The sequence below is a fragment of the Pedobacter sp. PACM 27299 genome, assembly GCF_001412655.1.
GTDB lineage: Bacteria > Bacteroidota > Bacteroidia > Sphingobacteriales > Sphingobacteriaceae > Pedobacter.
Genome location: NZ_CP012996.1, coordinates 798,098 through 822,216, shown reverse-complemented (window position 1 = coordinate 822,216; position 24,119 = coordinate 798,098). Strand labels below are relative to the sequence as shown.

Annotated in this window: 19 protein-coding genes; 11 read left to right on the top strand and 8 right to left on the bottom strand. The window is 40.6% G+C overall.

Annotated elements, in window-relative coordinates; genetic code table 11:
- Positions 1 to 81 precede the first annotated feature (81 nt).
- The 5 genes from AQ505_RS03450 to kbl form a co-directional block, all read right to left on the bottom strand.
- Positions 82 to 192, bottom strand: coding sequence for a hypothetical protein (locus AQ505_RS03450; RefSeq protein ID WP_062550870.1), 111 nt, complete (start codon positions 190 to 192; stop codon positions 82 to 84).
- Between the two features lie 486 nt (positions 193 to 678).
- Positions 679 to 1,254, bottom strand: coding sequence for a TetR/AcrR family transcriptional regulator (locus AQ505_RS03445; protein ID WP_062546894.1), 576 nt, complete (start codon positions 1,252 to 1,254; stop codon positions 679 to 681).
- Positions 1,254 to 1,667: a hypothetical protein gene (locus AQ505_RS03440; RefSeq protein ID WP_062546893.1), complete on the bottom strand. Its 414-nt coding sequence runs from the start codon at positions 1,665 to 1,667 to the stop codon at positions 1,254 to 1,256. The genes AQ505_RS03445 and AQ505_RS03440 overlap by 1 nt, the downstream gene beginning before the upstream one ends.
- 5 nt (positions 1,668 to 1,672) lie before the next feature.
- A complete protein-coding gene (gene pheS / locus AQ505_RS03435; RefSeq protein ID WP_062546892.1) occupies positions 1,673 to 2,710 on the bottom strand; it encodes a phenylalanine--tRNA ligase subunit alpha in 1,038 nt (345 codons plus the stop codon).
- A gap of 104 nt (positions 2,711 to 2,814) precedes the next feature.
- Entirely contained in the window at positions 2,815 to 4,002 is a 1,188-nt protein-coding gene (kbl, locus tag AQ505_RS03430; RefSeq protein WP_062546891.1) for a glycine C-acetyltransferase, read from the bottom strand.
- A gap of 141 nt (positions 4,003 to 4,143) precedes the next feature.
- Here kbl and AQ505_RS03425 point away from each other — a divergent pair, with 141 nt between their 5' ends.
- Positions 4,144 to 6,594 (top strand): DUF5686 and carboxypeptidase regulatory-like domain-containing protein, encoded by a 2,451-nt coding sequence (locus tag AQ505_RS03425; RefSeq protein WP_062546890.1) that lies wholly within the window; start codon positions 4,144 to 4,146, stop codon positions 6,592 to 6,594.
- A gap of 58 nt (positions 6,595 to 6,652) precedes the next feature.
- Here AQ505_RS03425 and AQ505_RS03420 read toward each other — a convergent pair whose 3' ends face one another.
- Complete coding sequence (locus tag AQ505_RS03420) at positions 6,653 to 7,387, bottom strand: hypothetical protein (protein ID WP_062546889.1); 735 nt, start codon at positions 7,385 to 7,387, stop codon at positions 6,653 to 6,655.
- 123 nt (positions 7,388 to 7,510) lie between these two features.
- On the opposite strand from AQ505_RS03420, the gene AQ505_RS03415 reads away from it, so the two are divergent.
- Positions 7,511 to 8,197: a S24 family peptidase gene (locus AQ505_RS03415; RefSeq protein ID WP_062546888.1), complete on the top strand. Its 687-nt coding sequence runs from the start codon at positions 7,511 to 7,513 to the stop codon at positions 8,195 to 8,197.
- Here the strand turns inward: AQ505_RS03415 and AQ505_RS03410 are convergent.
- Positions 8,188 to 9,159, bottom strand: a complete 972-nt coding sequence (locus AQ505_RS03410) for a 2-hydroxyacid dehydrogenase (protein ID WP_062546887.1) — start codon at positions 9,157 to 9,159, stop codon at positions 8,188 to 8,190. The two genes, AQ505_RS03415 and AQ505_RS03410, sit on opposite strands and share 10 nt — an antisense overlap.
- Before the next feature lie 106 nt (positions 9,160 to 9,265).
- The gene (locus AQ505_RS03405) at positions 9,266 to 10,462 is read right to left on the bottom strand and encodes an aminopeptidase C (protein ID WP_062546886.1); all 1,197 of its coding nucleotides are present in this window, start codon (positions 10,460 to 10,462) and stop codon (positions 9,266 to 9,268) included.
- Positions 10,463 to 10,610: 148 nt separating this feature from the next.
- Here AQ505_RS03405 and AQ505_RS03400 point away from each other — a divergent pair, with 148 nt between their 5' ends.
- The 9 genes from AQ505_RS03400 to AQ505_RS03365 all read left to right on the top strand — a co-directional run bounded on the left by AQ505_RS03400 (position 10,611) and on the right by AQ505_RS03365 (position 24,019).
- Entirely contained in the window at positions 10,611 to 11,396 is a 786-nt protein-coding gene (locus tag AQ505_RS03400) for an SDR family oxidoreductase (protein ID WP_062546885.1), read from the top strand.
- Positions 11,397 to 11,469: 73 nt separating this feature from the next.
- A complete protein-coding gene (gene trhO, locus AQ505_RS03395) occupies positions 11,470 to 12,408 on the top strand; it encodes an oxygen-dependent tRNA uridine(34) hydroxylase TrhO (RefSeq protein WP_062546884.1) in 939 nt (312 codons plus the stop codon).
- Positions 12,409 to 12,423: 15 nt separating this feature from the next.
- The gene (locus tag AQ505_RS03390) at positions 12,424 to 15,327 is read left to right on the top strand and encodes a ligand-binding sensor domain-containing protein (protein WP_062546883.1); all 2,904 of its coding nucleotides are present in this window, start codon (positions 12,424 to 12,426) and stop codon (positions 15,325 to 15,327) included.
- A gap of 249 nt (positions 15,328 to 15,576) precedes the next feature.
- Positions 15,577 to 17,607 (top strand): SusC/RagA family TonB-linked outer membrane protein, encoded by a 2,031-nt coding sequence (locus AQ505_RS03385; RefSeq protein ID WP_231635015.1) that lies wholly within the window; start codon positions 15,577 to 15,579, stop codon positions 17,605 to 17,607.
- Positions 17,505 to 18,608, top strand: a complete 1,104-nt coding sequence (locus AQ505_RS26785; protein WP_231635014.1) for a TonB-dependent receptor — start codon at positions 17,505 to 17,507, stop codon at positions 18,606 to 18,608. The genes AQ505_RS03385 and AQ505_RS26785 overlap by 103 nt, the downstream gene beginning before the upstream one ends.
- A gap of 11 nt (positions 18,609 to 18,619) precedes the next feature.
- A complete protein-coding gene (locus tag AQ505_RS03380) occupies positions 18,620 to 20,107 on the top strand; it encodes a RagB/SusD family nutrient uptake outer membrane protein (protein WP_062546882.1) in 1,488 nt (495 codons plus the stop codon).
- 19 nt (positions 20,108 to 20,126) lie between these two features.
- Complete coding sequence (locus AQ505_RS03375) at positions 20,127 to 20,954, top strand: LamG domain-containing protein (protein ID WP_062546881.1); 828 nt, start codon at positions 20,127 to 20,129, stop codon at positions 20,952 to 20,954.
- A gap of 74 nt (positions 20,955 to 21,028) precedes the next feature.
- Complete coding sequence (locus AQ505_RS03370) at positions 21,029 to 22,657, top strand: glucoamylase family protein (protein ID WP_062546880.1); 1,629 nt, start codon at positions 21,029 to 21,031, stop codon at positions 22,655 to 22,657.
- Positions 22,658 to 22,669: 12 nt separating this feature from the next.
- Positions 22,670 to 24,019: a glucoamylase family protein gene (locus tag AQ505_RS03365; protein WP_062546879.1), complete on the top strand. Its 1,350-nt coding sequence runs from the start codon at positions 22,670 to 22,672 to the stop codon at positions 24,017 to 24,019.
- Positions 24,020 to 24,119: the final 100 nt, after the last annotated feature.

The following is a 24,119-nucleotide window of genomic DNA, read 5'->3' as shown; positions in this document are numbered from 1 at the left end:
AAGAAAAAATGGAATTTTAAGACATAGAGATTTCCCTGAGGCTCTTAAAGCCTATTCAATAAGAAAGTTCAATGTTATCTTTTACTTATCAAAAACACGAAGGATAAAACCAAAGATGCCTTCAACCAGATTAAAGCTCATATCAAACTTCTCATCAACCAAAACAGAAATTTCCAAAACCTCTTTACTCATTGTTTTACACGTTGATAACGTTACTAAGTTAAGTCTTTTTATACCGAATACCAAAACGGTATACGTTATCATTTTGTAAAGATTATTTTAAGTTTAGGTAGGTGGTTTTAAGAGAATTTGTTTTAGGATTTGGGATCTTCTGCTTTTAGCTGAACACCATTAATCAGGAAGCGAGAATTCATGATTAAAAATCGAATAAAAAACCGGGGTACTGGTCGGGTACTCGTCGGGAAGAGATCGGACTTATTATAGATACTGCAGGGGGTTCGGTTAGGGTTGCTGTAGGGGTCCTGCAATGTTTACTACAGCAACCCTAACCGAACCCCTTTCGAACCCCCAAAAAAAGCAGATCTCTTCCCGACCAGTATTCTCCTCCTCTTTTAACAAAATTATGCTCGGAATCAGGCAGATTTCAGCATTTTGCTGCATAAAAAAACCTCCTGAATTTTCAGGAGGTTTTCAATATCATGGAACATTTCCATTAGTTTACAACGCTGCTTTTACCAGAAAAGGCAGGAGTTCCTTTTGGAAACTTACAAAGTTCTTTCTTACATCCGAATCACTTACCGAAGTAAAGGCAAATGAAAAGACAATGCTTTTACTAGCTTTCAATAAGAAGGCCAGTCCTTCTTTACGTGAAGGATTATTTTTGAAATGATCCAGTTCCAGGTAAGCAGAAAGCAATAGAGATTCTAATTGATCCGACAAGTGTTTTAGGAACTCCTGAGAATTTGCATTCTCTCTCACAAAGTCCCAGCCTATAAACTCATTACAAACAGTATAGGTTAACCTGCAGGTTTTCATCACCAATGCAGTCAGATGCTCTTCCTCATTAGAAAATTGTGCCTTATTCTTTAGGATTTCATGGAGATTTAAATCCAGATAATCCATTAAGATCGCATCTAAAACCTGTTCTTTACTCTCGAAATATTTGTATATAGTGGCCTTGGCAATTCTGGCTTTCTTCGCAATTTCGTTAACACTTGTTTTGTGATAACCATATTTTCTGAACAACTCCTTTGCAGCCCTGATTATGCTTTCTTTTATTTTCTCTGGTTCCATCAATTAGATACGTTTATCCTTCCACCGCTTCCAACAGAGGTGCGATATACCTTTAAATAACGAACAGCCGGCGCTTTCTGCGGACTGCCGTCAAGCAGTAAAAATTTAGCACCGCTGCATGGGTCAGTTGCCGTAATCAAATTATTATCCGGAACTACTTTACAACGCTGTTCAGGATTTACTGAACTACAGCGATCAAAGGCCACATAGCTGCTAGGAGCAAGTTTAATGATCATCAAGCCTGCAACTCCCTGATTGTCGACTAATAAGATATTGTCCGTTGCTTTGATGCTAAACTCTGCTTCTGTGATCTGGAAGTTGACAAGGACATTAGGAATGTACATTCCTTCGTCCTTCCCACAACCTACAAAAAGCAGTAAGACTACAAATGCGCCGGTTATCTTTTTAATCATTTAGGTTATATCAACGATGTTTTATATTGTTTCAAAAAGCGAGCGTCATTCTCAGAGAATAACCTCAAGTCTTTGATTTCAAACTTTAAGTTTGCTACACGTTCGATTCCCATTCCGAAAGCGAAACCGCTAAATTGCTTTGAATCGATGCCACAGTTTTCCAATACATTCGGATCTACCATACCGCAGCCCAAGATTTCTACCCAGCCACTTTGCTTACACAGCTGACATCCGGCACCTTTACAAATGGTACAAGAAATATCCATCTCAGCAGAAGGCTCTGTAAAAGGGAAATAAGAAGGTCGGAAACGAACTTTTGTGCCTTCACCATACAATTCCTGTACAAAATAGAACAACGTTTGTTTTAAATCGGCGAATGAAACATTTTCATCCACATACAAACCTTCTATCTGGTGGAAGAAACAGTGTGCTCTTGCCGAAATTGCTTCATTACGATACACACGACCTGGCATAATCGCTCTGAACGGTGGTTTTCCTTCTTCCATCATTCTCACCTGAACGGAAGAAGTATGGGTACGCAAAGCGATATCCCCTTTTTCTCCACCTTTCTTAATAAAGAAAGTGTCCTGCATATCACGTGCTGGATGCTCATCAGGAAAGTTTAGTGCAGAGAAGTTATGCCAATCGTCCTCAATCTCGGGACCTTCAGCTACAATAAAGCCTAATTTGTTAAAAATTTCGACAATCTCCCTTCTTACCAATGCCAGTGGATGACGGGCACCAATTTCAAAACCTTCACCAGGTAAGGTCAGGTCTAAACCCAGGTCCTTAGTCGTATCGGCTACTTCAGTTTGATCTTTAAGCATTTGATATTTAGCTTCCGCTAATTGCTTAAACTCATTTAAAACTTTACCCAGGACTCTTTTTTCCTCAGGTGAAACCGCCTTAAACTCATCGAAAATATCTTTGATGATTCCTTTTGTACCAAGGAACTTGATTCGGAATTGCTCTAACTCATCCGCGTTATCCGTAGAAAACGCATTTATTTCAGCTGTATATTGTGTTATCTTCTCTTGTAACATGAGGCCAAATATACAGCTATTTATATAATATTTTTATAATCGCTGAGTCCAAAAATCAACTTGAACGTGATGTCCGACTAGAAATTGGACTCAGCGTTAATGTTTTAGATCACACCAAGTGCTTTACCTACTTTCGTAAATGCTGCAATTGCTTTATCTAAATGGTGTTGCTCATGAGCAGCAGAAAGCTGTACGCGGATTCTCGCCTTGCCCTGCGCTACTACCGGATAGTAGAAACCAACTACATAAATACCTTCTTCGAGCATTTTAGCAGCAAATTCCTGTGCTAATTTTGCATCATAAAGCATCACGGGAACGATTGGGTGAACACCTTCTTTAATATCGAAACCAGCTTCAGTCATTTTCTTACGGAAATAAACCGTGTTGCTTTCTAATTTATCTCTTAAATCAGTCGTTTCACTCAACATATCTAATACTGCAACAGAAGCACCTGCAATTGCCGGAGCTAAAGTGTTAGAGAATAAATATGGACGTGAACGCTGACGTAACATGTCAATAATTTCTTTTTTACCAGCAGTAAAACCTCCAGATGCACCACCCAAAGCTTTACCTAAAGTACCTGTAATAATGTCTACTCTGTCCATGACGTTAAAATGCTCGTGTGTTCCACGACCAGTTTTTCCAATAAAACCTGTACAGTGTGATTCATCAATCATCACCAATGCTTCATATTTATCTGCTAAATCACAGATTTTATCCAATGGAGCGATCACACCGTCCATAGAAAAAGCACCATCAGTAACAATGATACGGTGTCTTGCATCTTTAGCAGCAATTAACTGTGCTTCCAGATCAGCCATATCTGCATTTTTATACCTGAAACGTTTTGCTTTACACAAACGTACCCCGTCAATAATAGAAGCGTGGTTCAATTCATCAGAGATGATGGCATCCTGATCATTTAGCAAAGGTTCAAAAACACCACCATTCGCATCAAAAGCCGCAGCATATAAAATGGTATCTTCTGTACCTAAGAATTTAGATAATTTCTCTTCCAACTCTTTATGTACATCCTGAGTACCACAAATGAAACGTACTGAAGACATTCCGTAGCCATATTTATCGATAGCTTTCTTGGCTGCCTCCGTTACACGTGGATCAGAAGATAAACCTAAGTAGTTATTAGCACAGAAGTTGATCACTTCCTGGCCAGTACTAATTTTGATATCTGCACCTTGTGGGGTAACAATCACACGTTCACGTTTAAATAAACCGTCTTTTTCTATTTGCTCCAATTCTTGTTGAAGAACAGGTTGTAATGTTTTATACATACTATTATTTGCTTGTTGCAACCAAAGTTATAAAAATATCGTCTTACCTGAACAACCTTGTGCAATACCCATTAACAAACTTTAACAAAAGTTTGCTGTTAACTAGGAATACATATCCGATATTTATGCATTAATCCATTTATGAAGAGAATCCAACTTACGCTTTTACTGATACTTATCGCAGCCAGCGCCCTATTTGCTCAGGAGTACAAATTAAAAGGGAATATTAAAGATACAAATGGGGATGTCGTTCCTTTTGCTTCTGTATATGTTAAAAACACTACAAAAGGTACTTCTGCAAATGTGGATGGTATTTATGCGCTTGCTTTAAATAAAGGCAGCTTTACCATTGTCTATAAAGCGATTGGTTATAAGGCGGTAGAGAAAAATATCACCATTAGCGAGGAAACCCTGGAAAACGTGATTTTAACCCAGGAATCCTATAGCTTATCCGGCGTCACCATTGATGGAAATGCAGAGGACCCTGCTTACGAAATTATCAGGCAAGCCATCAAAAAAAGGAAACAGCACCTCAGGGAAGTCCCGGCTTATACCGCTGATGTTTACATTAAAGGTGTTCAAAAGCTTGTAGGTGCACCAAAAAAATTCTTTGGCAGAGACATCCAGAAGACACTGAACCTAGATACCAATAGAAAAGGAATCCTTTATTTATCAGAATCTACTTCTTTATTCTCTTTCGAACTGCCGGATAAAATACATGAAGAGATGATTTCTTCTAAAGTGGCTGGCAGAAATAATGCCTTCAGTTTCAATAAAGCTTCAGACCTGATCATTAATTTCTATCAGAATATTTTGCTGGAAAATACACTCAGCGCACGCGGCTTTGTATCCCCTATTGCCGATAATGCCCTATCTTTTTATAAATATAAATTATTAGGTATAGTGATAGAGAACGGGAAAACCGTGAACAAGATCGAGGTCATCCCTAAAAGAGACCATGATCCGGTTTTCCATGGGATCATTTACATCATTGACGACAATTGGCATTTAGTGAATGCGGATGTATACCTGACTAAAAGTTCAGGCATCAATTTAATAGACACCTTAAAAATTTCCCAGCAATTTTTGAAGGTCGAGCAGGCCTATCTGCCTTCTAATATCAACTTCCAATTTAATGGGAATGTATTTGGCTTTAAATTCGAAGGTTATTATGTAGGTGTATACAGCAACTATGACACGCATCCTAAATTCCCAAAAAACTACTTTAATGGAGAGATTTTAAAAGTGACGAAAGCAGTCAATAAAAAAGACTCTTTGTTTTGGTTAAATAACAGACCTATCCCGCTTACGCAGGACGAAAGTCGTGATTACATTCGAAAAGATAGCCTGGCTGCCTTAAAAACATCCAAACATTACCTGGATTCCGTAGAAAAAGCAAATAATAAACCCGGTCCATTTAAGCTATTAATTGGTGGTTACACACTTAATAATCGCTATGATAAGAAAAGCTTAAGGTTTGATCCGATCCTACCAGCTTTATTTTACAATACGGTAGAAGGTTTTGGGATGAGGTATGGCATTACGTATACAAAACGTCTGGAATATGGTGAATATTACCAAATCAGACCAGAGGTACGTTATGGTTTATCCAACAAAGAACTCACTGCATCAATTAGTGGAACCTATTACTATGATGCGGTTAAACGTGCCAGTATTACTGCCAGTGGCGGATCCGGAATCTTCGATTTGAACAATCTTGGAAGTATGAGTTTGATTGGAAACTCCTTCAACTCCCTTCTTTTTGAAACCAACTTCTCGAAATTTTACAAGAAAGAATTTGTTAACATTGGAACCGAGAGAGAGCTGGCCAATGGTTTAATGGGTAGCTTAAAAGTAAATTACAGCAAAAACTACAACCTAGTGAATACCACTAGTTTTAAAATCAGAGATTTGAAGGAGGAGGAATTCACATCCAACAATCCTTTTACCCCTGAAACAGAGACACCCTTGTTCCCTACCTATGAATCGTTCAGTGTTGATGCCTCTTTAAAATATACATTTGGGCAAAATTACATGACGATGCCTGACCGTAAAATTTACCTGGAATCGAAATATCCCACCTTTAGTTTATCTTATAAAAAAGGCATTAAGGGTATCATGAGCAGTGATGTGGATTATGACCTCCTCTCCGCTGAAATTTTTCAAAACAGGATTAGTTCTGGACTATGGGGCTACTCTTCCATTGTGATTGGCGCTGGTAAATTCCTAAATAACAATCAGGTGTATTATCCGGAGTTTAAACATTTCAGCGGTAACAATTCTTTGTTTAGCGTGCCGAATATGAGGAAATTCCTATTCCTCGATTTTTATCTGTTCAGTACAGACCGCGAATATTTCGAGGCTCATTTTGAACATAACTTCTCCGGAAGGTTCAGCAGTAAAATACCGATTCTTCGTAAGTTAAAACTGGAAGAACTGGTGGGGGTAAGTTACCTGAGTCAGCCATTAAAAAGAAACTATACAGAGTTTTACTTCGGACTGCAGCGCCTCATCTTTAGAGCCGCTTATGGCTTTGCTTATGACGGCAATAAAAGAGTCAACCATGGATTCCGATTGTCTTACGGATTCTAAAACCCTTAGAAATATTAATTGCTGAGACTGTCCTATAGCCTCAGCAATTAATGTTCGCTTAAACCGGTATCAGCGTATGTTGCTGAACAATACTCATGATCAAATGGGGTGGGAAAAACCGATAGTCCTTGTTCTGAATAGCAACATCTACAGGCAGTATTTTCCATCCTTCATCTCCTTTAATACGAAGTTCATACATGACATGAACAGTTTCCAATAGCCGCTCCAGGAGTTCGAGCATCGGGAAGGATACCTGAGCATTTTCACATTCATCGGACATAGGAATATCGCCAAGGCTATAGAACAACAGCATATCCAGTTCATCCTGCCATGCAGCTAAGGATTGATATTGAAAGAGCTGTTCAAATACAAGTTTCACATTATTGATCTCTTCGTCTTCTAATACCCGGCAGTACTTCATTTTGTCATCTTTCATTCTTTTTCCAACTTCAATAAAACCTTTCCTTCTCCACATTCCGGAAACCTGGAACAAAGGATCTCCCGCTTTCATAGACAAATCAATCCGATCGTTGCTCAGGATCAGCCATGCCATTTCCAAAAGGCGCGTGATGCGCTGATGAATCGTGGCCTGCCTGGCAGGTTCATATAACTTACCAGTTTTATAAGCTTTATTACTAAAGGCCAACGCAAAAAATAGCCTGAGTTCCTGCCTGAACAATTCCAGTTCAGTTGCTTCAAAAAATTCTTCTACCACTAAAAGTGGATTTTCTAATTCTTCGTCTTCCAGGTACCTGAATCCAGGCACTCCCAGCATATCATATCTTCTCCTCATAATACATTTAATTAATTTATAGTGCAAATTGTAAACTTTAAAATATTATATTAGCTAAATAATTAACACAATCTTACGTATAATTAATCGTAACAAAAATTAATGTGTATAAAAATTAAAGCTATGAGGAAAAACATTTATTCAGAGAGCGACCAAGCTGGCGCCAGGCTCAGGGAAATCCGTTATGCAAAACAAATGACCCTGATACAATTCTATCATCCGATTACCAAACACATTGGGAATTGTTCTTCTATAGAAAGCGGAAGAAGAAATATCGGGAAAAGATTATCGAAAGACCTCATTGATTACCATAAAATCAATCCGAGGTATTTAAATACAGGAATGGGTGAGATGTTTTTAAGGTCGGCAGGTTCGGATGAACATCTACCACAGGTAGAAGAGGGCGTACCTTATTTTAATGTAAACCTTGGGGAGATTACCGTAGGAGAACTCAATGTATTTCAGGAATCACCGGAATACTATGTAAATTACCTTCCTTTTAATGACTGCGATGCTTACCTCCCAGTTTACGGAGACAGTATGTATCCTAAATTCAGCAATGGAGAAATCATTATCGTCAAAGAGATTAAAAACAGAGAGATCATTCAATGGGGAGAAGCCTACCTGATGGTGACGGATGAAATTTCCAACAACATCACCACAGTGAAACTGCTTTTTGAACATCAGGATCCAGAGCAGATTATACTGCGTTCCTTAAATCCGGATTATATGGGAGATACTGTTCTTCAGCGGAAGGCCATCAAACGTATATTTCTGGTCAAGGGTAAGGTGACCAGAAATCATTTATAGATTTCTGGATTTACCGGAAAAGGAATTCGTTCTCCTTTTAAACCTGCAATAATATTTTTAGCTGCTAAGACAGACATGGCGGCACGGGTTTCTTCGGTGGCGGAACCAATATGCGGCAGTACAGAAACATTGGGCATTTGCAGTAGCGGATGGTCGGGTCTCATGGGTTCAGGGTTCGTAACATCCAATCCTGCGCCCCAGATCTTTCTTTCTACCAGCGCTTTTAGTAAATCCTCTTCCTGATGGATCGCCCCTCTTGCGGTATTGATAAAGATCGCGGAGGGCTTCATCAGGCTAAATGCAGCCCAGTCAAATTTCCCAGCGGTTTCCTCGGTTAAGGCGGTATGTACTGTAATGACATCGCTTTGTTGCAGCAAGTTTTCGAACGATACCCACTCTGCACCTAATTCCTGTTCTGCGGATTCATTTCGGGATCTGTTGTGGTAGATTATTTTCATACCGAATGCAGCTTTACAGCACCTGGCCATCTCTAAACCAATTTTCCCCAGTCCAAAAACACCCAGTGTCTTTCCCCGGAGTTCTATACCAAGATTGGCCGTAGGATCAAAAAATCCCCATTCTCCTCTTTCAATGGTTTTATGCAGGTAAAATGCCTTTCTGGAAGTGGCCAGCATCAATAAAAAGGCGGTATCTGCTGTTGCAGCACTCAATACACCCGGCGTATTTCCTATGGGAATATTTAAAGAGGTTGCAGTATCTATAGCTACGTGATCAAAGCCTACCGAGTGTAAAGCAATTACTTTCAAATGGGAACAAGCTTGCAGAAACGCCGCATCCAGCTTTGTACTCACACTCAACAAGGCATCACTTTGCTTGCAATAGGCAATCAGTTCCTCCCGGGTCAATGCCCTTTTCTCCTTCCACTCCTGGATTTCAATTCCTCCTTCTTCCAATAATTGCCGACCTTCTTCAGGAATGACCCTAGTTATAAACACCTTCATAAATCTCATTTTATATATAAATTCAACAACAAACCTCAGTAAATGTTCAGAAAATAAAAAAGGCGGTCCAGATTATGGAGCCGCCTTTCAATTCATCTTTATAGAATTAAAGACTTAATTTCTTACGAATATCTGAAGGAAGACCTTTTTTGTTTAACAAGAAAGCAGTGGTTTTGTATTTCACAAAGTTCTTGCTCACGTATAAGTACCCTTTATAATCGTTCGTTACACCCCATGAGTTTTTCACGATGTAATATTCTTTACCATTTTGATCTTTAGCGATACCAGTAATCTGCATACCATGATCATCCGTAGTCTGGTAGTTATCGAAAGCTGCCTGACGCATCTCTACTGTGATTTCTTTCTCTGGTTTAGGACCATTAAACATCGTAGCACGTTCTTCTTTAGACATATCTTCGAAATCTTTTTCCGGAACAAAAGCAACACCATTTTTCCAGCTAAAGCCTTTTTCACTTACGTCTGTAGCCCATGCAACTGTATATCCTTTTTTCAATGCATTGTCGATCACTTTAGTAATGTCGTCCATCTGTACATTGTAAACCTGATCGTAAGACCAGTTGTCCGGTACCATTAATACCGCTTTAGTGTAGTAAGGAGCAGTAGTGAAAGAAGAAAGTTCTACATAATCAGCTGGATTAATACCTACTACTTCTTTAGCAAAGGTTTTAGGTGTATATTCTTTTCCTTCAAACGTGAATTTCTCTGGAACAGCACCTAAACATGAATCGATCGTTGAGATATATTTAGCTTTCCAGGTTGGATCAAACTTTCCTGAAGGTGCATTTACTGCTTTATCAAGAATAGCTTTAGTCAGCTTGTTCATATCGTCAGATTTATTAGTCGCTGTACCGTAGTTTCTACCGTCATAAGCAGATTGCGGCATTGCACCATATAAAGCAAACATATTGATCACATCATGACAAGCACCGCCATCTCCTAAAGTTAAGGCTCCATGCATACGTACATAGTTGATTCCTTTTTCAACATACACATTACGTGCAGTAAAGATATCAGCAAGATCTACTGGTTTTTTACCCGCACGAATCATTTCTGATTCCAGGAATGAATTGGTACTGTAGCTCCAGCAAGTTCCTGAAGACTGTTGGTTTTTTACAAAAGTCGCCTCTGCATTGATTACCGGGGTAAAAGTAAAGCTATTTTTACTATCTGTACTGTGGTTGTTGCTTAGTGCATTTACCAGGTTATCCTGAGCAAATCCACTACCTGCGCTAAATAAAAGGCCTGCCGCCAATAGCACTGGTTTCATAGAAATTTTGGTCATTTTTTGTGTTTAAATTTATTCCGTCTCACAAATCACCCGCTGATTTATAATGACGAAGGCAAACTTAACAATATTCCAATCCTCCAACAACAGGATAAAAACATTGTTACCTCATAAATTTTCTATAAGTTTAAAATAAAATAGCATCATGGACATTTCATTAAAAGGAAAATACGCGTTAATCTGCGGGAGTACTCAAGGCATTGGATTGGCGACGGCAAAAGTTTTAGCAGGTTTAGGCGCCAATTGTATCCTCATGGCCAGAAATGAAGATGGATTGAAAGCAGCTGTTGCAGAACTCTCGCAAAATGGACAGCAGCAGCACAGCTATGCTATTGCGGATTTTTCTCAAAAGCAGCAGTTATCGGATGCCATTCATAAAATTACCTCTAGTCACCCTGTTGCGGTTTTAATCAACAATACGGGAGGTCCCAAAGCAGGTCCAATTACCAAAGCGAGTCCTGAAGATTTTGAATCTGCTTTTCAGCAGCACCTTGTTGGCAATCATTTGCTGGCTGCAGCAGTCCTTCCGGGAATGAAAAAATTAGGCTACGGCAGGATCATCAATATCATTTCCACTTCCATCAAAACACCATTGCCAAACCTTGGCGTTTCCAATACCATCCGTGCAGCAGTTGCTTCCTGGGCTAAAACTTTATCCAATGAAGTTGGCATTTATCAAATCACGGTCAACAATATCCTGCCAGGATTAACAGATACCGCCAGACTGGGCAGTTTAATTGAAAGTACGGCTGCAAGTCAGGAAACGAGCGTGGAAAACGTTCAAAAAAGTATGATTTCCAGTATTCCAATGGCTAGGTTCGGACAAGCGGAAGAAATCGCCAATGTGGTCGCCTTCCTCGCTTCTCCTGCAGCTTCCTATGTGACCGGAACCAGTATCAGAGTGGATGGGGGCAGAACCCCTGCGATTTAGCTTTTTCAATCTCGTTTATCTTTCTTAACTTTGTGCCACATTAAACGCTGTATGCAACAGTATCAATGACGATATGAAAAAATTCCAGACCATACTTTATTATTGCTATAGTCCTATAGCAAACGCAGAACAATTTGCTGCCACTCACCTTACTTTTTGTAAATCTTTAAACCTTGTTGGCCGTATTATCGTGGCTGATGAAGGTCTGAACGGTACTATTTCGGGAACTACAGAAAATGTAGCAGCTTATATGGCAGCCATTCATGCGGATGAGCGTTTTGCCAAAACAGAGTTTAAGATCGACGAAGTCGATGAGCCCTCCTTCATTAAAATGCACTGCCGTTATAAAGACGAAATTGTGCATTCAGGATTAAAAGATCCGAACATCATCAATCCTAATCAGCGTACAGGAAAACACCTGGAGCCAGTAGAATTTCAGAAGATGATTAAAGAAGAAGATGTGATCATCCTGGATGTGCGTTCTAACTACGAACACAATTTAGGCAGATTCAAAAATGCCATTACACTAGACATCGAAAACTTCAGGGATTTCCCGGAACAAATCAATGAACTGGCCAAATACAAAGACAAAAAAGTCCTGACCTACTGCACAGGCGGTATCAAATGCGAAAAAGCATCGGCACTCCTACTGCACCATGGTTTCAATGATGTATACCAATTACATGGTGGAATCATCAAATATGGAAAAGAAGCCGGTGGAGAAGATTTTGACGGTAAATGTTATGTTTTCGATAACAGGATTGCAGTGGACGTGAATTCGGTAAATCCGAGTATCGTATCTACCTGTTACTCCTGCGGAGTAGTGACGCCAAAAATGATCAACTGTGCAAATCCAGAATGTAATGAACACATTACACAATGTGATGCCTGCGGAGAAGAATTAGAAGGCTGCTGTTCTGTAGCTTGTACTACACACCCAAGAAAACGTCAATACGACGGAACTGGTTATTACGTTAAAGTACCTCAGCTTGTAAATACCGCTTCTAAATAGGAGTTATCAGCATTCATGAAGAACAATCAAGGGAAATACCTTATATTATATATTTTATTTGCACTCATTTCCCTTGCTGCTAAAGCAGACGATATTAAAAGTATCGGGGTGCCGTATGTCCAGAATTATCCAAAGTCACTTTACCTATCCGGCAATCAAAACTGGTCGATTAGTAAAGGTAAAAATGGCATCCTTTATTTTGGAAATGCACAGGGTTTACTGACTTACGACGGCAAATACTGGCAGCAGTACAAATTACCCAACCGACAAATCGTACGGTCTGTACTTGCTGATCCTTCTGGAATCATCTACACAGGTGGTTTTGGAGAATTAGGTTATTGGTCCTATAAAGATGATAAATTAACCTATACCTCTTTAACGAAACTAGTTCCTAAGACCAATCCGGTAAAAGACGAAATCTGGAAAATCTGTTCCGACGGGAAAAGGGTATTCTTTCAGTCCTTCTCTACCATTTACATTTATGAGAACAATAAAATAAAAGCCATTAATGCTTCCAAACCTTTCCTTTTCCTCCACCAGGTGGGAAAAAGATTCTTTGTGGAAGTATTGAGTAGTGGTTTATTTGAATTGAAAGGCGATCAGCTAATTCCATTAAAAGGCAGTACCCCTGCCAATTCAACCGACGTACTGTCTATCTTACCTTATCAGGAGGACAAACTGCTCATTGGGACCAGCAAGGATGGTCTATTCTTATATGATGGCCAGACTTTCAGCCCATTTAATACACCTGCCAATAACTTTCTAAAAACCTTTCAACTCAATAATGGGGTAAAGGTTTTAAATAAGTATTATGCTTATGGTACCATCTTAAACGGATTAATCATTATTGATGAGCAGGGAAATGTGGTTCAGCAGATCAACAAATCCAGTGGTCTGCAAAACAATACCGTGCTGAGTCTTTATGCCGATGAGGATCAGAACCTCTGGGCAGGGCTCGATAATGGAATAGACCGTGTAGAATTAAACTCTCCCTTATACTTTTACTTTGACAAAACCGGTCAGTTTGGAACCGTTTATTCCAGTCTGATTTACAACAATACCATATACCTGGGAACCAATCAGGGTTTGTTCTATAGTCCCTGGAAATCCGGTACACAAAACACCTTCAATTCTTTTGATTTCAAGCTGATTCCACATTCTCAGGGACAGGTATGGGAGCTGACGGTCATTGATGGTCAGTTGATCTGCGGACATAACAATGGGACTTTTAATGTAACCGGTAATAAATTAGAGAAAACATCCAGTGCCAATGGGGGCTGGACCATAAAGAAGCTCGATGATGGACAGGATTGTCTGATTCAGGGAACCTATAACGGCCTGGTCATTTACAAGAAAGATGCCAGGGGATTGTGGCGCTACCACAACAAGATAGCCAATTTTGATGCACCATCCAGATATGTAGAGCGAGACAGTAAAGGAGATATTTGGGTGAGTCATGCTTATAAAGGTTTATATAAGCTAACGTTGAGCCCTGACTTGAGCAGGGTAATCGCCACCAGGACTTATGATGAGAAAAATGGTTTACCAGACGACTATAATATCAATATTTTCAAGATCGAAAACAACCTGGTTTTCTCTTCAGATAAAGGCTTTTACATCTATGATGACATCAGCAACCGCTTTAAAAACTACAGCGAGCTTAATAAAGAATTAAAGGGCTTTGCTACTGCCAACAAAATTATTAATGCTGGCAAAGCAAAATACTGGTTCATTAACCGGGGCAAAATGGCCTTGGTGAACCTCACAGAATCCGGAAAGCTCAGTATTGACTCCAACAGGTTCAATATCCTGGATGGCAGGATGGTCCAATATTATGAGAACATCAGCAAGATCAGTGATAACATCTACCTGATTAGCGTTGATGATGGTTTCGTGATCTACAACGGGAACAACAACTCTGCAAACCTGAATAAACAAAATTTACCCGCAGTACTGATCAGGAAGATAGAAGACATCACAGATACTTATCAGGTATTGAGTGAGATTGGGAATGCAGCATCAAAAATGCAAATCCCTTATTCCAGAAATAACATTCGCATTTCCTATGCCCTGCCTTATTACCGACAGGCTAAAATCAAGTTTCAGTACTTTTTGGAGGGCTATTCCAACCAATGGTCGGAATGGAGCACTGCTTCACAGAAAGATTTCACTAACCTTAGTCAGGGAAACTATACCTTCCGGGTACGTGCTCAAATCAATGACCAGGTGCTGCCTGAGGAAACTACCTTTGAATTCCAGGTGTTACCACCCTTCTATGCCAGCAACTGGGCCATCGCATTTTATGGGCTTTGCGGCATTGCCTTGTTCATTGCGGCAAAACGTCTTTATGAGCTCAAATTAAAGAGAGATCAGGAAGCAATTGAGAAGAAAATTCAGGCAGAAAAAGAGATTTTCTTAAAGAAAGAGGCAGAAGCCAATGAGCGCCAGATTATCAAACTGCAAACTGAAAAATTGCAGATAGAACTGGCAGGTAAAAATAGGGAATTAGCAAATTCGGCCATGAGCCTGGTCTATAAAAATGAGCTACTGCAAAAGCTCAGTCAGGAGATTGCTAAACTAAAAGATGGCCAGGGCAAACCACTTTCGGAAGATCAGTCGAGGAAGATCCAAAAAGTAATTGATGAAGGGATGAATGACGAACGCGACTGGCATTTATTTGAGGGAAGTTTCAATGAAGCGCATGAGAATTTTTTCAAAAAACTAAAGGGTAATCATCCGGATCTCGTACCAAATGACCTGAAGTTATGTGCCTATTTACATATGAATATGAGCAGTAAAGAAATGGCATCTTTACTTAACATTTCTCTGAGAGGAGTAGAAATCCGGAGATACAGGCTACGTAAAAAGCTTGAAATACCCCATGATAAGAACCTTGTAGAGTTCTTAATGGAGCTATAACACTACATCATTACTACACAAAGCCACTCTTTTAACCCCACAAACCTTCATTTTTTTAGATGGAACTGAAACACCTGTTTATGGTATTTAAACGTCATAAATAGGGTATTTAGACTAAAAACCACCTTAGAAAATCGCCATTATGCACTACACACCAGTGCTGACGTATTCATGTATAGGTCAAAATTTTGCAATAACCCGAATAGTAATAGAGATTTAACCATCAAATAAAACATAACCTAAACGAGCATGAAAAGAATCTTTACAAAATTTTCTGTTTTAGCATTTCTCTGTTTTCTTTTTAATTATTCTGCCTTTGCACAGCAGATTACTGTAAAAGGAAAGGTAACAGATGGCGGTGATAAAATCAGTATTCCAGCTGTAAGTATACAGGTAAAAGGAACAACAACAGGAACACAAACAGACGCCAATGGAAACTATTCCATCACTGCGCCGGCGACTGCTACATTAGTATTTACTTATATCGGTTATGTCACACAGGAGGTACCGGTAAACAATAGAACAACCATTAATATAGCAATGGCTTCTTCCTCACAGGAACTGGAACAAGTGGTGGTAGTGGGTTACGGTACACAAAGAAAAATCGATGTGACAGGCTCTGTAGCCAGCGTAAAAGGAGAAGAAATTTCCAAGCAAGCTTCTGTAAACCCGGTAAGTGCTTTACAGGGTAAAGTTGCAGGTGTTTCTATCACCAATAATGGTGCTCCAGGTGCTTCGCCACTCATCACGATTCGTGGTACCGGTACCATCTATGGTAACACAGGTGTGCTTTACGTAGTAGATGGTGTTTGGTATGATGACATCAGCTTTTTAAACCCTGCAGATATTGCGAACATGAGTATCCTGAAAGATGCGTCAAGTTTATCTATCTACGGTATCAGAGCGGCCAATGGGGTAGTTTTAGTAACCACCAACAGGGGTAAAAAAGGTAACGCAGTTGTAAACTACAATGGAACATTTGGTTTCCAAAGTGTCACCAATCCAGTGAAAATGGCAGATGCCACTCAATATGCAACAATTATTAATGAAATCTACGCTTCCAAAAATGAAGACCTGCTTTTCAAAGATCCTGCTTCTTTCGGAAAAGGAACTGACTGGTACGGTCAAATCCTTAGAAATGCACAGGTAAATAACCACCAGTTATCCATCAGCGGCGGCGGTGAGAAAAACACTTATAACTTATCTCTTGGTTATTTAGATCAGGATGGTATTGTAAAAGGTAATAACTACACCCGTTATACTGCCAGATTAACCAGCGAATTCCAGGTATTGAAACCATTAAAGGTAGGTTACAACGTTTCTGGAACGGCTAGTAACTCAAAAGATATTGACAATGTTATATTTCGTCAGATGTTTACTGCCGGACCTGTAGTCCCTGTTTATTATGCAGACGGTACTTACGGAGATCCTAATGATTTTGGTCTGGGTAGTGGCGCAGGTGCAAACCCACAAGCAACTATTGATTACTTTAATAGAAGATCTAAAAACTACAAGTTCACTGGAAACATTTATGCAGAACTGGAAATTCTTAAAAGTTTAACTTTCAGAACCAGTTTTGGTGGTGATTTCTCACAAGCTGAGGTAAGGAGCTATACTCCGGTTTATAAAGCCACAAATGCACAGCGTAATGAGACCAGCATCCTTGGTATCGACAGAACAGAAGACAGGAACTGGATCGTTGAGAATACGCTGACTTATAAAAACACATTTGGTGACCATAATTTAACGGTACTAGCTGGGCAAACGGCACAACGTAACAAAAATTATTTCATCAATGGTAAATCTTTAAACGTACCATACTCTAGTGAAGGCGACCTTTACCTGTCTTTAGGTAATGAAGCAGGACGTTCGATATTGGATGGCGGAAATCTACAAACTGCAGCCTCCTACTTTGGTCGTGTAAATTATGCCTTTAAGAACCGCTACCTGTTAAATGCTTCGATGCGTGCAGATGGCTCTTCAAAATTCTATTCTAATGGAAACCCATGGGGTTATTTCCCTTCTATCGGTGCAGGTTGGGTGATCAGCAATGAACCGTTTATGCAAGGTCAGGAGATTTTCAGCAATTTAAAGCTACGTGGTAGTTGGGGTAAAGTTGGAAATGCAGGGGTTCCTACAAATCCAACTCAGCGCGTCATTTCTCAAAAGGTGGTTATGTGGCTTATTTTAATGGCGTTGCCTATACTGGTAAGTCTGTTGATCAGCTTACGCCTCTATTTATCGACTGGGAACGTAGTTCAGGAACTGATATTGGTTTAGAAGCAGGATTCTTAGATAACAGGTTAAGTATTGAAGCCGATTATTACAACAAAATAACTGAACGCGCCATTTTTGAGATCCCAGTAGCATCAGATTTAGGATTAGCTGCAGCAAAACAAGTTGGTAATCAAGCCGACCTTAGGAACCGTGGATTTGAATTCACTGCTAACTGGAGAGATAAAACAGAAGGCGGATTAACTTATTCCATCAGTGGAAACTTTGGTTACAACCAGAACCAAGTCACTAAAGTAGTAACAGGTAGAAACCCTATTTATAGTGGCGGTGAAGGGCTAGCAAATGGCTCCCTTGCAACACGCACTGTTCTTGGCAGGCCAATTGGTGAGTTCTTTGGCTATAAAGTGGATGGTATCTTCCAAAATGCAGCCGAAGTTTTAGCTTCTGCTCAGAAAGATGCACAGGCGGGTGATTTCAGATATGTAGATCAAAATGGTGACGGCGTGATTGACGGTAAAGACCGTGTATCTCTTGGAAGCCCTAACCCTAAATTCAACTATGCGCTGAATACTACTTTCGCATATAAAAACTTTGACCTTTCTCTGGACATCCAGGGTGTTGCTGGAGTTAGTATTTATAATGCGAACCTTGGTGTAAGGTATGGTAATGAGAATTTCACCGAAGACTTCTTTAAAAACAGATGGCATGGTGAAGGCAGTTCAAGCACCTACCCTTCTGCAAACATAGGAACTACTAAAAACTCAGCGCCAAACTCTTTCTTTGTTGAAAAAGGAGATTACATCAGATTAAGAAATGTACAAATTGGCTATACCTTGCCTTCCAACTTACTGAACAAGTGGAAAATGCAGAAAGTAAGAATATTTGCAAATGCTCAAAATCCTGTAAACCTTTTTGGATACAAAGGATTCAGCCCGGAAATCGGGAAACCTACCGTGGGTAATTACACCCCACTGAGTGCAGGTATAGATGCAAATGTATACCCACTGTATGCCACTTATAACTTAGGTCTAAACGTTACCTTTTAATTGATCCGGAAATGAAAATATATAACCATACCGCGCTGCGTAAAGCATGCGCAATAGTCATCACAGGAACCATCTTACTCAGCACCTCTTGTACCAAAAGTTTCTTGGATGTTCCCCCACAAGCCAAACAACCAGCAGAAACATTCTGGAAATCTCAGGATGATGCATTAGCTAGTGTAAATGCCGTTTATGGAAATTTACGCAGCTGGTCTAATACCGCATTTCCAGCATTGGCTGTAGAAAGCATTGCCTCTGATGAAGCAGACAAAGGAAGTTCCACAAATGATGCTAGTTATCTGAACGATTTTGAAAATTTCAGAGTTACCTCTACCGATGGACAGGTGCTTGGATTCTGGGAAGGTCAATACCAAAATATCAACCTTTGTAATCAGGTATTGGATAACGTCCCAGGCATAGAAATGGATGCGAATCTAAAAAGCCGCCTCCTGGCAGAAGCTAAATTTGTAAGGGCATATTCTTACTTCAGATTGGTAAGGGCTTTTGGTGGCGTAAGATTACACCTAAATGTACCTAGTACTCCTGAGCAATTTAACAAGCCAAGAGCTTCAAGAGAGGAAGTATATGCGGCAATTGAAAAAGACCTGGATGACGCTGCAGCAGTACTACCAGCAAGTTATTCGACTGCCGATGTTGGCCGTGCAACAAAAGGAGCCGCGTTGGCACTACATGCCAAGGTAGCCATGTATCAACAGAAATGGCCACTGGTACTGAGCTTAACCAATACGGTAATGGGATTAGGATATAGCCTTCTGCCAGATTATCAATCCGTGTTCCGTTTGAATCATGAAAACAGCTCTGAATCTGTATTTGAGATTCAGTGCGAGTATAATCCTGGTACAAAAGATGCCAGTAATAGTCAGTATGCACAAGTGCAAGGCGTAAGGGACCAAGCCGGCTACTGGGGTTTTAACACCCCATCTGCTGAACTGGCAGCAGCTTTTGAAACTGGTGATCCGCGTAGAGAAGGTACTATTCTATTCGTAGGCAATACCACTCCTCAGGGAGATTTAATCACTTCTGCTCCTGGAGATCCAGTAAGATACAGCCACAAACCTTATGTTCCATTTGCTACACCTTACGATAATAACAATCCAAGAGGTGGACAGCAGAACGTAAGGGTAATCCGTTACGCAGATGTATTGTTAATGAATGCAGAAGCTGCGAATGAATTGGGTAATTCGGGTCAGGCACTTTCTTCTATAGAACAAGTGAGATTAAGAGCAAGACAGGGAAATCCAGCGATCTTACCTAAAGTAACCACTACAGACCAAACCGCACTGCGTGCAGCCATCTACCATGAAAGACAGGTAGAACTAGCGATGGAATCAGATCGTTATTTTGATGTGATTCGCCAAGGACGTGCTGCAGTAGTATTTGGGCCTAAAGGCTGGAAAGCAAATAAAAATGAAGTATGGCCAATTCCAAATACTCAGATTGAACTGAGTGTTGGTGTCCTTACGCAAAACCCAGGTTATTAATCTTATTTAACGAAAAGAAATGAAAACAAGATTATTCTATATATTATCAGCAGCAGCCCTTTCTCTGGCGGTTAGCTCCTGTACCAAAAAATTCGATCCTTCGAGTTATGCACCAGCACTAAATATTGGTGGGTACACCAGCAGTAAAGAAGTGGCTTCAGCTAGTCTGGTTGCACACTGGGCTTTCGACGGCAGTTTAATTGATAGTGTTTCTAAAGTGAGCGGCGTATCCACCAGCACTTCATTTGCAGCAGGTACTAAAGGCAATGCTTTACAAGGATCCAGTGCGGGATATGTGGTTTCTGATACACCAACAGAAGTACAGAAACTAAAAAGTTTTACGACCACATTATGGTTCAATTCTGAGCTGAACACTGGTGCAACAGGCCTGATTGACATCGCAAATTCCGCAGCAGGATGGGGTAATTTAGTCATCTTCCTGGAAAATGGTGGTGATGCCGACAATGGTGTGATTCAATTCCGTGTGAACAACAATGGCGTCCTTACACAATCAGAAAACTTCAAGGTTCCAGGCATCTGGAAAAAATGGACACACCTTGCTTTGAGTTATGATCAGGTAAGTTCTACTTTCATCATTTACATCAATGGCGGAAAATTAAAAGCACTGACCGTTCCAAATAACGGCCCCTTAACTTTCCAGAATGCAACGAAAATGGTTTTTGGAACCTTACAATTTCAAACTACCCCAAGTTTAACTACTGCAGGAAATAAAGAAAGCTGGGCTGCTAACCTAACAGGCAAGCTGGATGAAGTCAGAATTTATAATAAAGCATTGACAGCTGATGAAATCGGTGCCCTATCTAAATTAGAAAGTAAAGGAAAATAATCCAAAAATCCTATATCATAAAGCGTTGCAGACACAGCTCTGCAACGCTTTTTAAGCTAAAAGCCCCTATCTCAATGCAGCTAAGACATTGTCTTCTGGTACTCATTTCATTGCTGTTGTTTTCTTGCTCAAAGCAGGATACCGCTAAGCCTATTGAGCCTGTAGCCCCCATTACTGATTCATTTACCTTTAGCAAAATAAAAGTAAATGAAGCGTCTGCCGGGTTCAGTTATTATGGCATCAATACCAGTCCGGTGTTCAAGCTTTCCTTTTCCGCAGTCATTGATAAAAGTTCTGCAGCAAAAGCAGTGGTCATTAAAGACAAAAATGGTGTTCCTGTTAAACTGGAGCTAAATTATGAAGATCAGGACAAAACACTTGTTGTAAAGCCTGTAGAGCCTCTCCAGGCCATCACAAAATACTTTCTAGACGTACAAACGAATTTAACTTCCGATAAAGGGAAGAATTTAAATATCCCTATTATCGTAAACCTGATCACCGCGGTAGATGAGGCCGACAAATTCCCTGTGATTGCGGAAGATGCCTTACTGGATTTAGTGCAGAAACAAACATTTAAATATTTCTGGGATTTCGCACATCCAGGAAGCGGCCTGGCCAGAGAGCGAAATACTTCCGCTGACATCGTCACCAGTGGAGGATCTGGTTTTGGAATGATGGCCCTGGTGACAGGTATCCATCGGAATTTCATTAGCCGGGACCAAGGTTTGGAACGCATGCAAAAGATCGTTGCCTTTCTGAAAAACAAGGCTCAGCGCTTTCATGGTGCCTATCCGCATTGGATGAATGGCAATACCGGAGCAGTGGTCCCATTCAGTCCGAAAGACAATGGTGCCGACCTGGTGGAGACTTCCTTATTGATGCAGGGCATGTTAACTGCCCGACAATTTTTTGATGCAGCGAATCCTGCAGAAACGACCTTAAGAACCGACATTACCCGTATTTACAATGAAGTAGAATGGGATTGGTTTGTGAAAGACAATAGCCTGTATTGGCATTGGAGTCCGACAGTAGGCTGGGAAATGAACCTACCCGTCAAAGGTTGGAATGAAGCCTTAATCACGTATGTGATGGCCGCTTCTTCTACAAGTCACCCGATTCAAAAAACGGTCTACGACAATGGCTGGGCCAGTAATGGCACCATGAAAAACAGCATGAACGGCCCATTATTTTTCTCCCATTATTCCTTCCTAGGCATCAACCCGAACGGTCTATCTGATGCTTATGGCAATTATGAAAATCAGACGAAAATCCATGCCCTCAACCATTATAACTATGCAAAAGCAAATGTAAAAGGTTTTTATGGCTATGGCGAGAACTGCTGGGGACTGACCGCCAGCGACGACATCAACGGATACCTTGCCCATGAACCCGCGAATGACAATGGGGTGATTTCCCCTACCGCAGCCCTCGCCTCTTTTCCTTATACACCTAAAGAATCCATGCAGGCTTTAAAATATTATTACTACAAACTGGGAGATAAAATCTGGGGAGATTATGGCTTTACCGATGCCTTCTCCCTGCATGATGCCTGGTTTGCCAGCTCTACCTTAGCGATAGACCAGGGCCCGATCATCATCATGATCGAAAACCACCGCAGTCAGCTGTTATGGAAACTTTTCATGAACAGCCCGGAAGTAAAAACAGGAATGAGAAAATTAGGCTTTACCAGCCCCAACTTATAAACACACCATAAAATGAAGAGAAACTTACTACATACCTTTTTACTGTTAAGCCTGATTTGCTCAACTCATCAGCTGAATGCCCAGCAAAAACACACAGAAAGCATTAAAGCTGACCTGAAAATAAAGAAAAACCTAACAGACGATCAGCTGCTGGACCTGGTTCAGAAACAGACCTTCCGCTATTTCTGGGATTTCGCCCATCCGGTAAGCGGTATGGCAAGAGAACGCAGTAATGTTGCTTTCGAATATGGCAATGAAGTAGTCACCACAGGTGGTACAGGGTTTGGCGTGATGGCCACCATCGTCGCTTCAGAAAGAAAATTCATTAGCCGCGAGCAAGCTGCCGAGAGGACAAAAAAAATTGTAGACTTTTTATGGAAGGCAGATATGTTTCATGGCGCTTTCCCGCATTGGTTAAATGGAGAAACCGGTAAAGTGATCCGCTTCAGCCCGAAAGATGATGGCGCTGACATCGTGGAAACTTCTTTACTTTTTCAGGGATTATTGACCGCAGCACAATATTATACTGCCGATAACGCCACAGAAAGAGACATTAGAAACAAAATCCAATGGATGTGGGAAGGGATTGAATGGAACTGGTTTACCCAGGGTCAGAAAGTCCTTTACTGGCATTGGAGCCCAAACAATGGCTGGAGTATGGACCATCAGATCAGAGGTTACAATGAATGTCTGATCACTTATGTGCTCGCGGCATCTTCCCCAAAATTCTCCATAGACCCGAGAGTTTATCATGAAGGATGGGCAATGAGCAATACATTTTTAAACGGTAAAAAGTTCAATGAAATCACTTTGCCATTAGGTTTTGATGGTGGCGGCCCATTATTCTTCTCTCAATATTCCTATTTAGGATTAGATCCACGAGGGTTGAAAGATCGCTATGCAGATTATTGGGAACAAAATAGAAACCATACCCTGATCAATAGGGCACATTGCATAGAAAACCCAAAACATTATAAAGGTTATGGAGCCAACAGCTGGGGCTTAACGGCAAGCGACAGCTGGCAAGGTTATGCGGCACATTCTCCAACGGAGGATCTGGGTGTCATTACGCCTACTGCTGCTTTATCCGCCTTCCCATACACTCCAGAGTACTCTATGCAGGCTTTGAGACATTTTTATGAGGACAAAGGCGATCAGCTATGGACGGAATATGGATTTGCCGATGCTTTTAGTGAGCAGCACAATTGGGTGGCAAAATCGCACCTGGCCATCGATCAGGGACCGATTATCGTGATGATAGAAAACCACCGTACCGGTTTATTGTGGAAGCTTTTCATGAGTAGCCCAGCTGTTCAAAATGGCCTGACGAAATTAGGATTCAGCAGCCCGGCGATTAAATAGGTTGTCACACCTGCTGAAGGTGTATCCTTATTTTTACCCTTTTTACGAGTATAAAGGGCAAAGAACCTTTATACTCGCAAAAAACAGATTTAAATAAACA

Excerpts from the sequence above, each read along its gene's own strand:
- AQ505_RS03450 (WP_062550870.1), bottom strand. The coding sequence starts at position 192 with ATGAGTAAAGAGGTTTTGGAAATTTCTGTTTTGGTTGATGAGAAGTTT.
- AQ505_RS03445 (WP_062546894.1), bottom strand. The coding sequence starts at position 1,254 with ATGGAACCAGAGAAAATAAAAGAAAGCATAATCAGGGCTGCAAAGGAG.
- AQ505_RS03440 (WP_062546893.1), bottom strand. The coding sequence starts at position 1,667 with ATGATTAAAAAGATAACCGGCGCATTTGTAGTCTTACTGCTTTTTGTA.
- pheS (WP_062546892.1), bottom strand. The coding sequence starts at position 2,710 with ATGTTACAAGAGAAGATAACACAATATACAGCTGAAATAAATGCGTTT.
- kbl (WP_062546891.1), bottom strand. The coding sequence starts at position 4,002 with ATGTATAAAACATTACAACCTGTTCTTCAACAAGAATTGGAGCAAATA.
- AQ505_RS03425 (WP_062546890.1), top strand. The coding sequence starts at position 4,144 with ATGAAGAGAATCCAACTTACGCTTTTACTGATACTTATCGCAGCCAGC.
- AQ505_RS03420 (WP_062546889.1), bottom strand. The coding sequence starts at position 7,387 with ATGAGGAGAAGATATGATATGCTGGGAGTGCCTGGATTCAGGTACCTG.
- AQ505_RS03415 (WP_062546888.1), top strand. The coding sequence starts at position 7,511 with ATGAGGAAAAACATTTATTCAGAGAGCGACCAAGCTGGCGCCAGGCTC.
- AQ505_RS03410 (WP_062546887.1), bottom strand. The coding sequence starts at position 9,159 with ATGAAGGTGTTTATAACTAGGGTCATTCCTGAAGAAGGTCGGCAATTA.
- AQ505_RS03405 (WP_062546886.1), bottom strand. The coding sequence starts at position 10,462 with ATGACCAAAATTTCTATGAAACCAGTGCTATTGGCGGCAGGCCTTTTA.
- AQ505_RS03400 (WP_062546885.1), top strand. The coding sequence starts at position 10,611 with ATGGACATTTCATTAAAAGGAAAATACGCGTTAATCTGCGGGAGTACT.
- trhO (WP_062546884.1), top strand. The coding sequence starts at position 11,470 with ATGAAAAAATTCCAGACCATACTTTATTATTGCTATAGTCCTATAGCA.
- AQ505_RS03390 (WP_062546883.1), top strand. The coding sequence starts at position 12,424 with ATGAAGAACAATCAAGGGAAATACCTTATATTATATATTTTATTTGCA.
- AQ505_RS03385 (WP_231635015.1), top strand. The coding sequence starts at position 15,577 with ATGAAAAGAATCTTTACAAAATTTTCTGTTTTAGCATTTCTCTGTTTT.
- AQ505_RS03380 (WP_062546882.1), top strand. The coding sequence starts at position 18,620 with ATGAAAATATATAACCATACCGCGCTGCGTAAAGCATGCGCAATAGTC.
- AQ505_RS03375 (WP_062546881.1), top strand. The coding sequence starts at position 20,127 with ATGAAAACAAGATTATTCTATATATTATCAGCAGCAGCCCTTTCTCTG.
- AQ505_RS03370 (WP_062546880.1), top strand. The coding sequence starts at position 21,029 with ATGCAGCTAAGACATTGTCTTCTGGTACTCATTTCATTGCTGTTGTTT.
- AQ505_RS03365 (WP_062546879.1), top strand. The coding sequence starts at position 22,670 with ATGAAGAGAAACTTACTACATACCTTTTTACTGTTAAGCCTGATTTGC.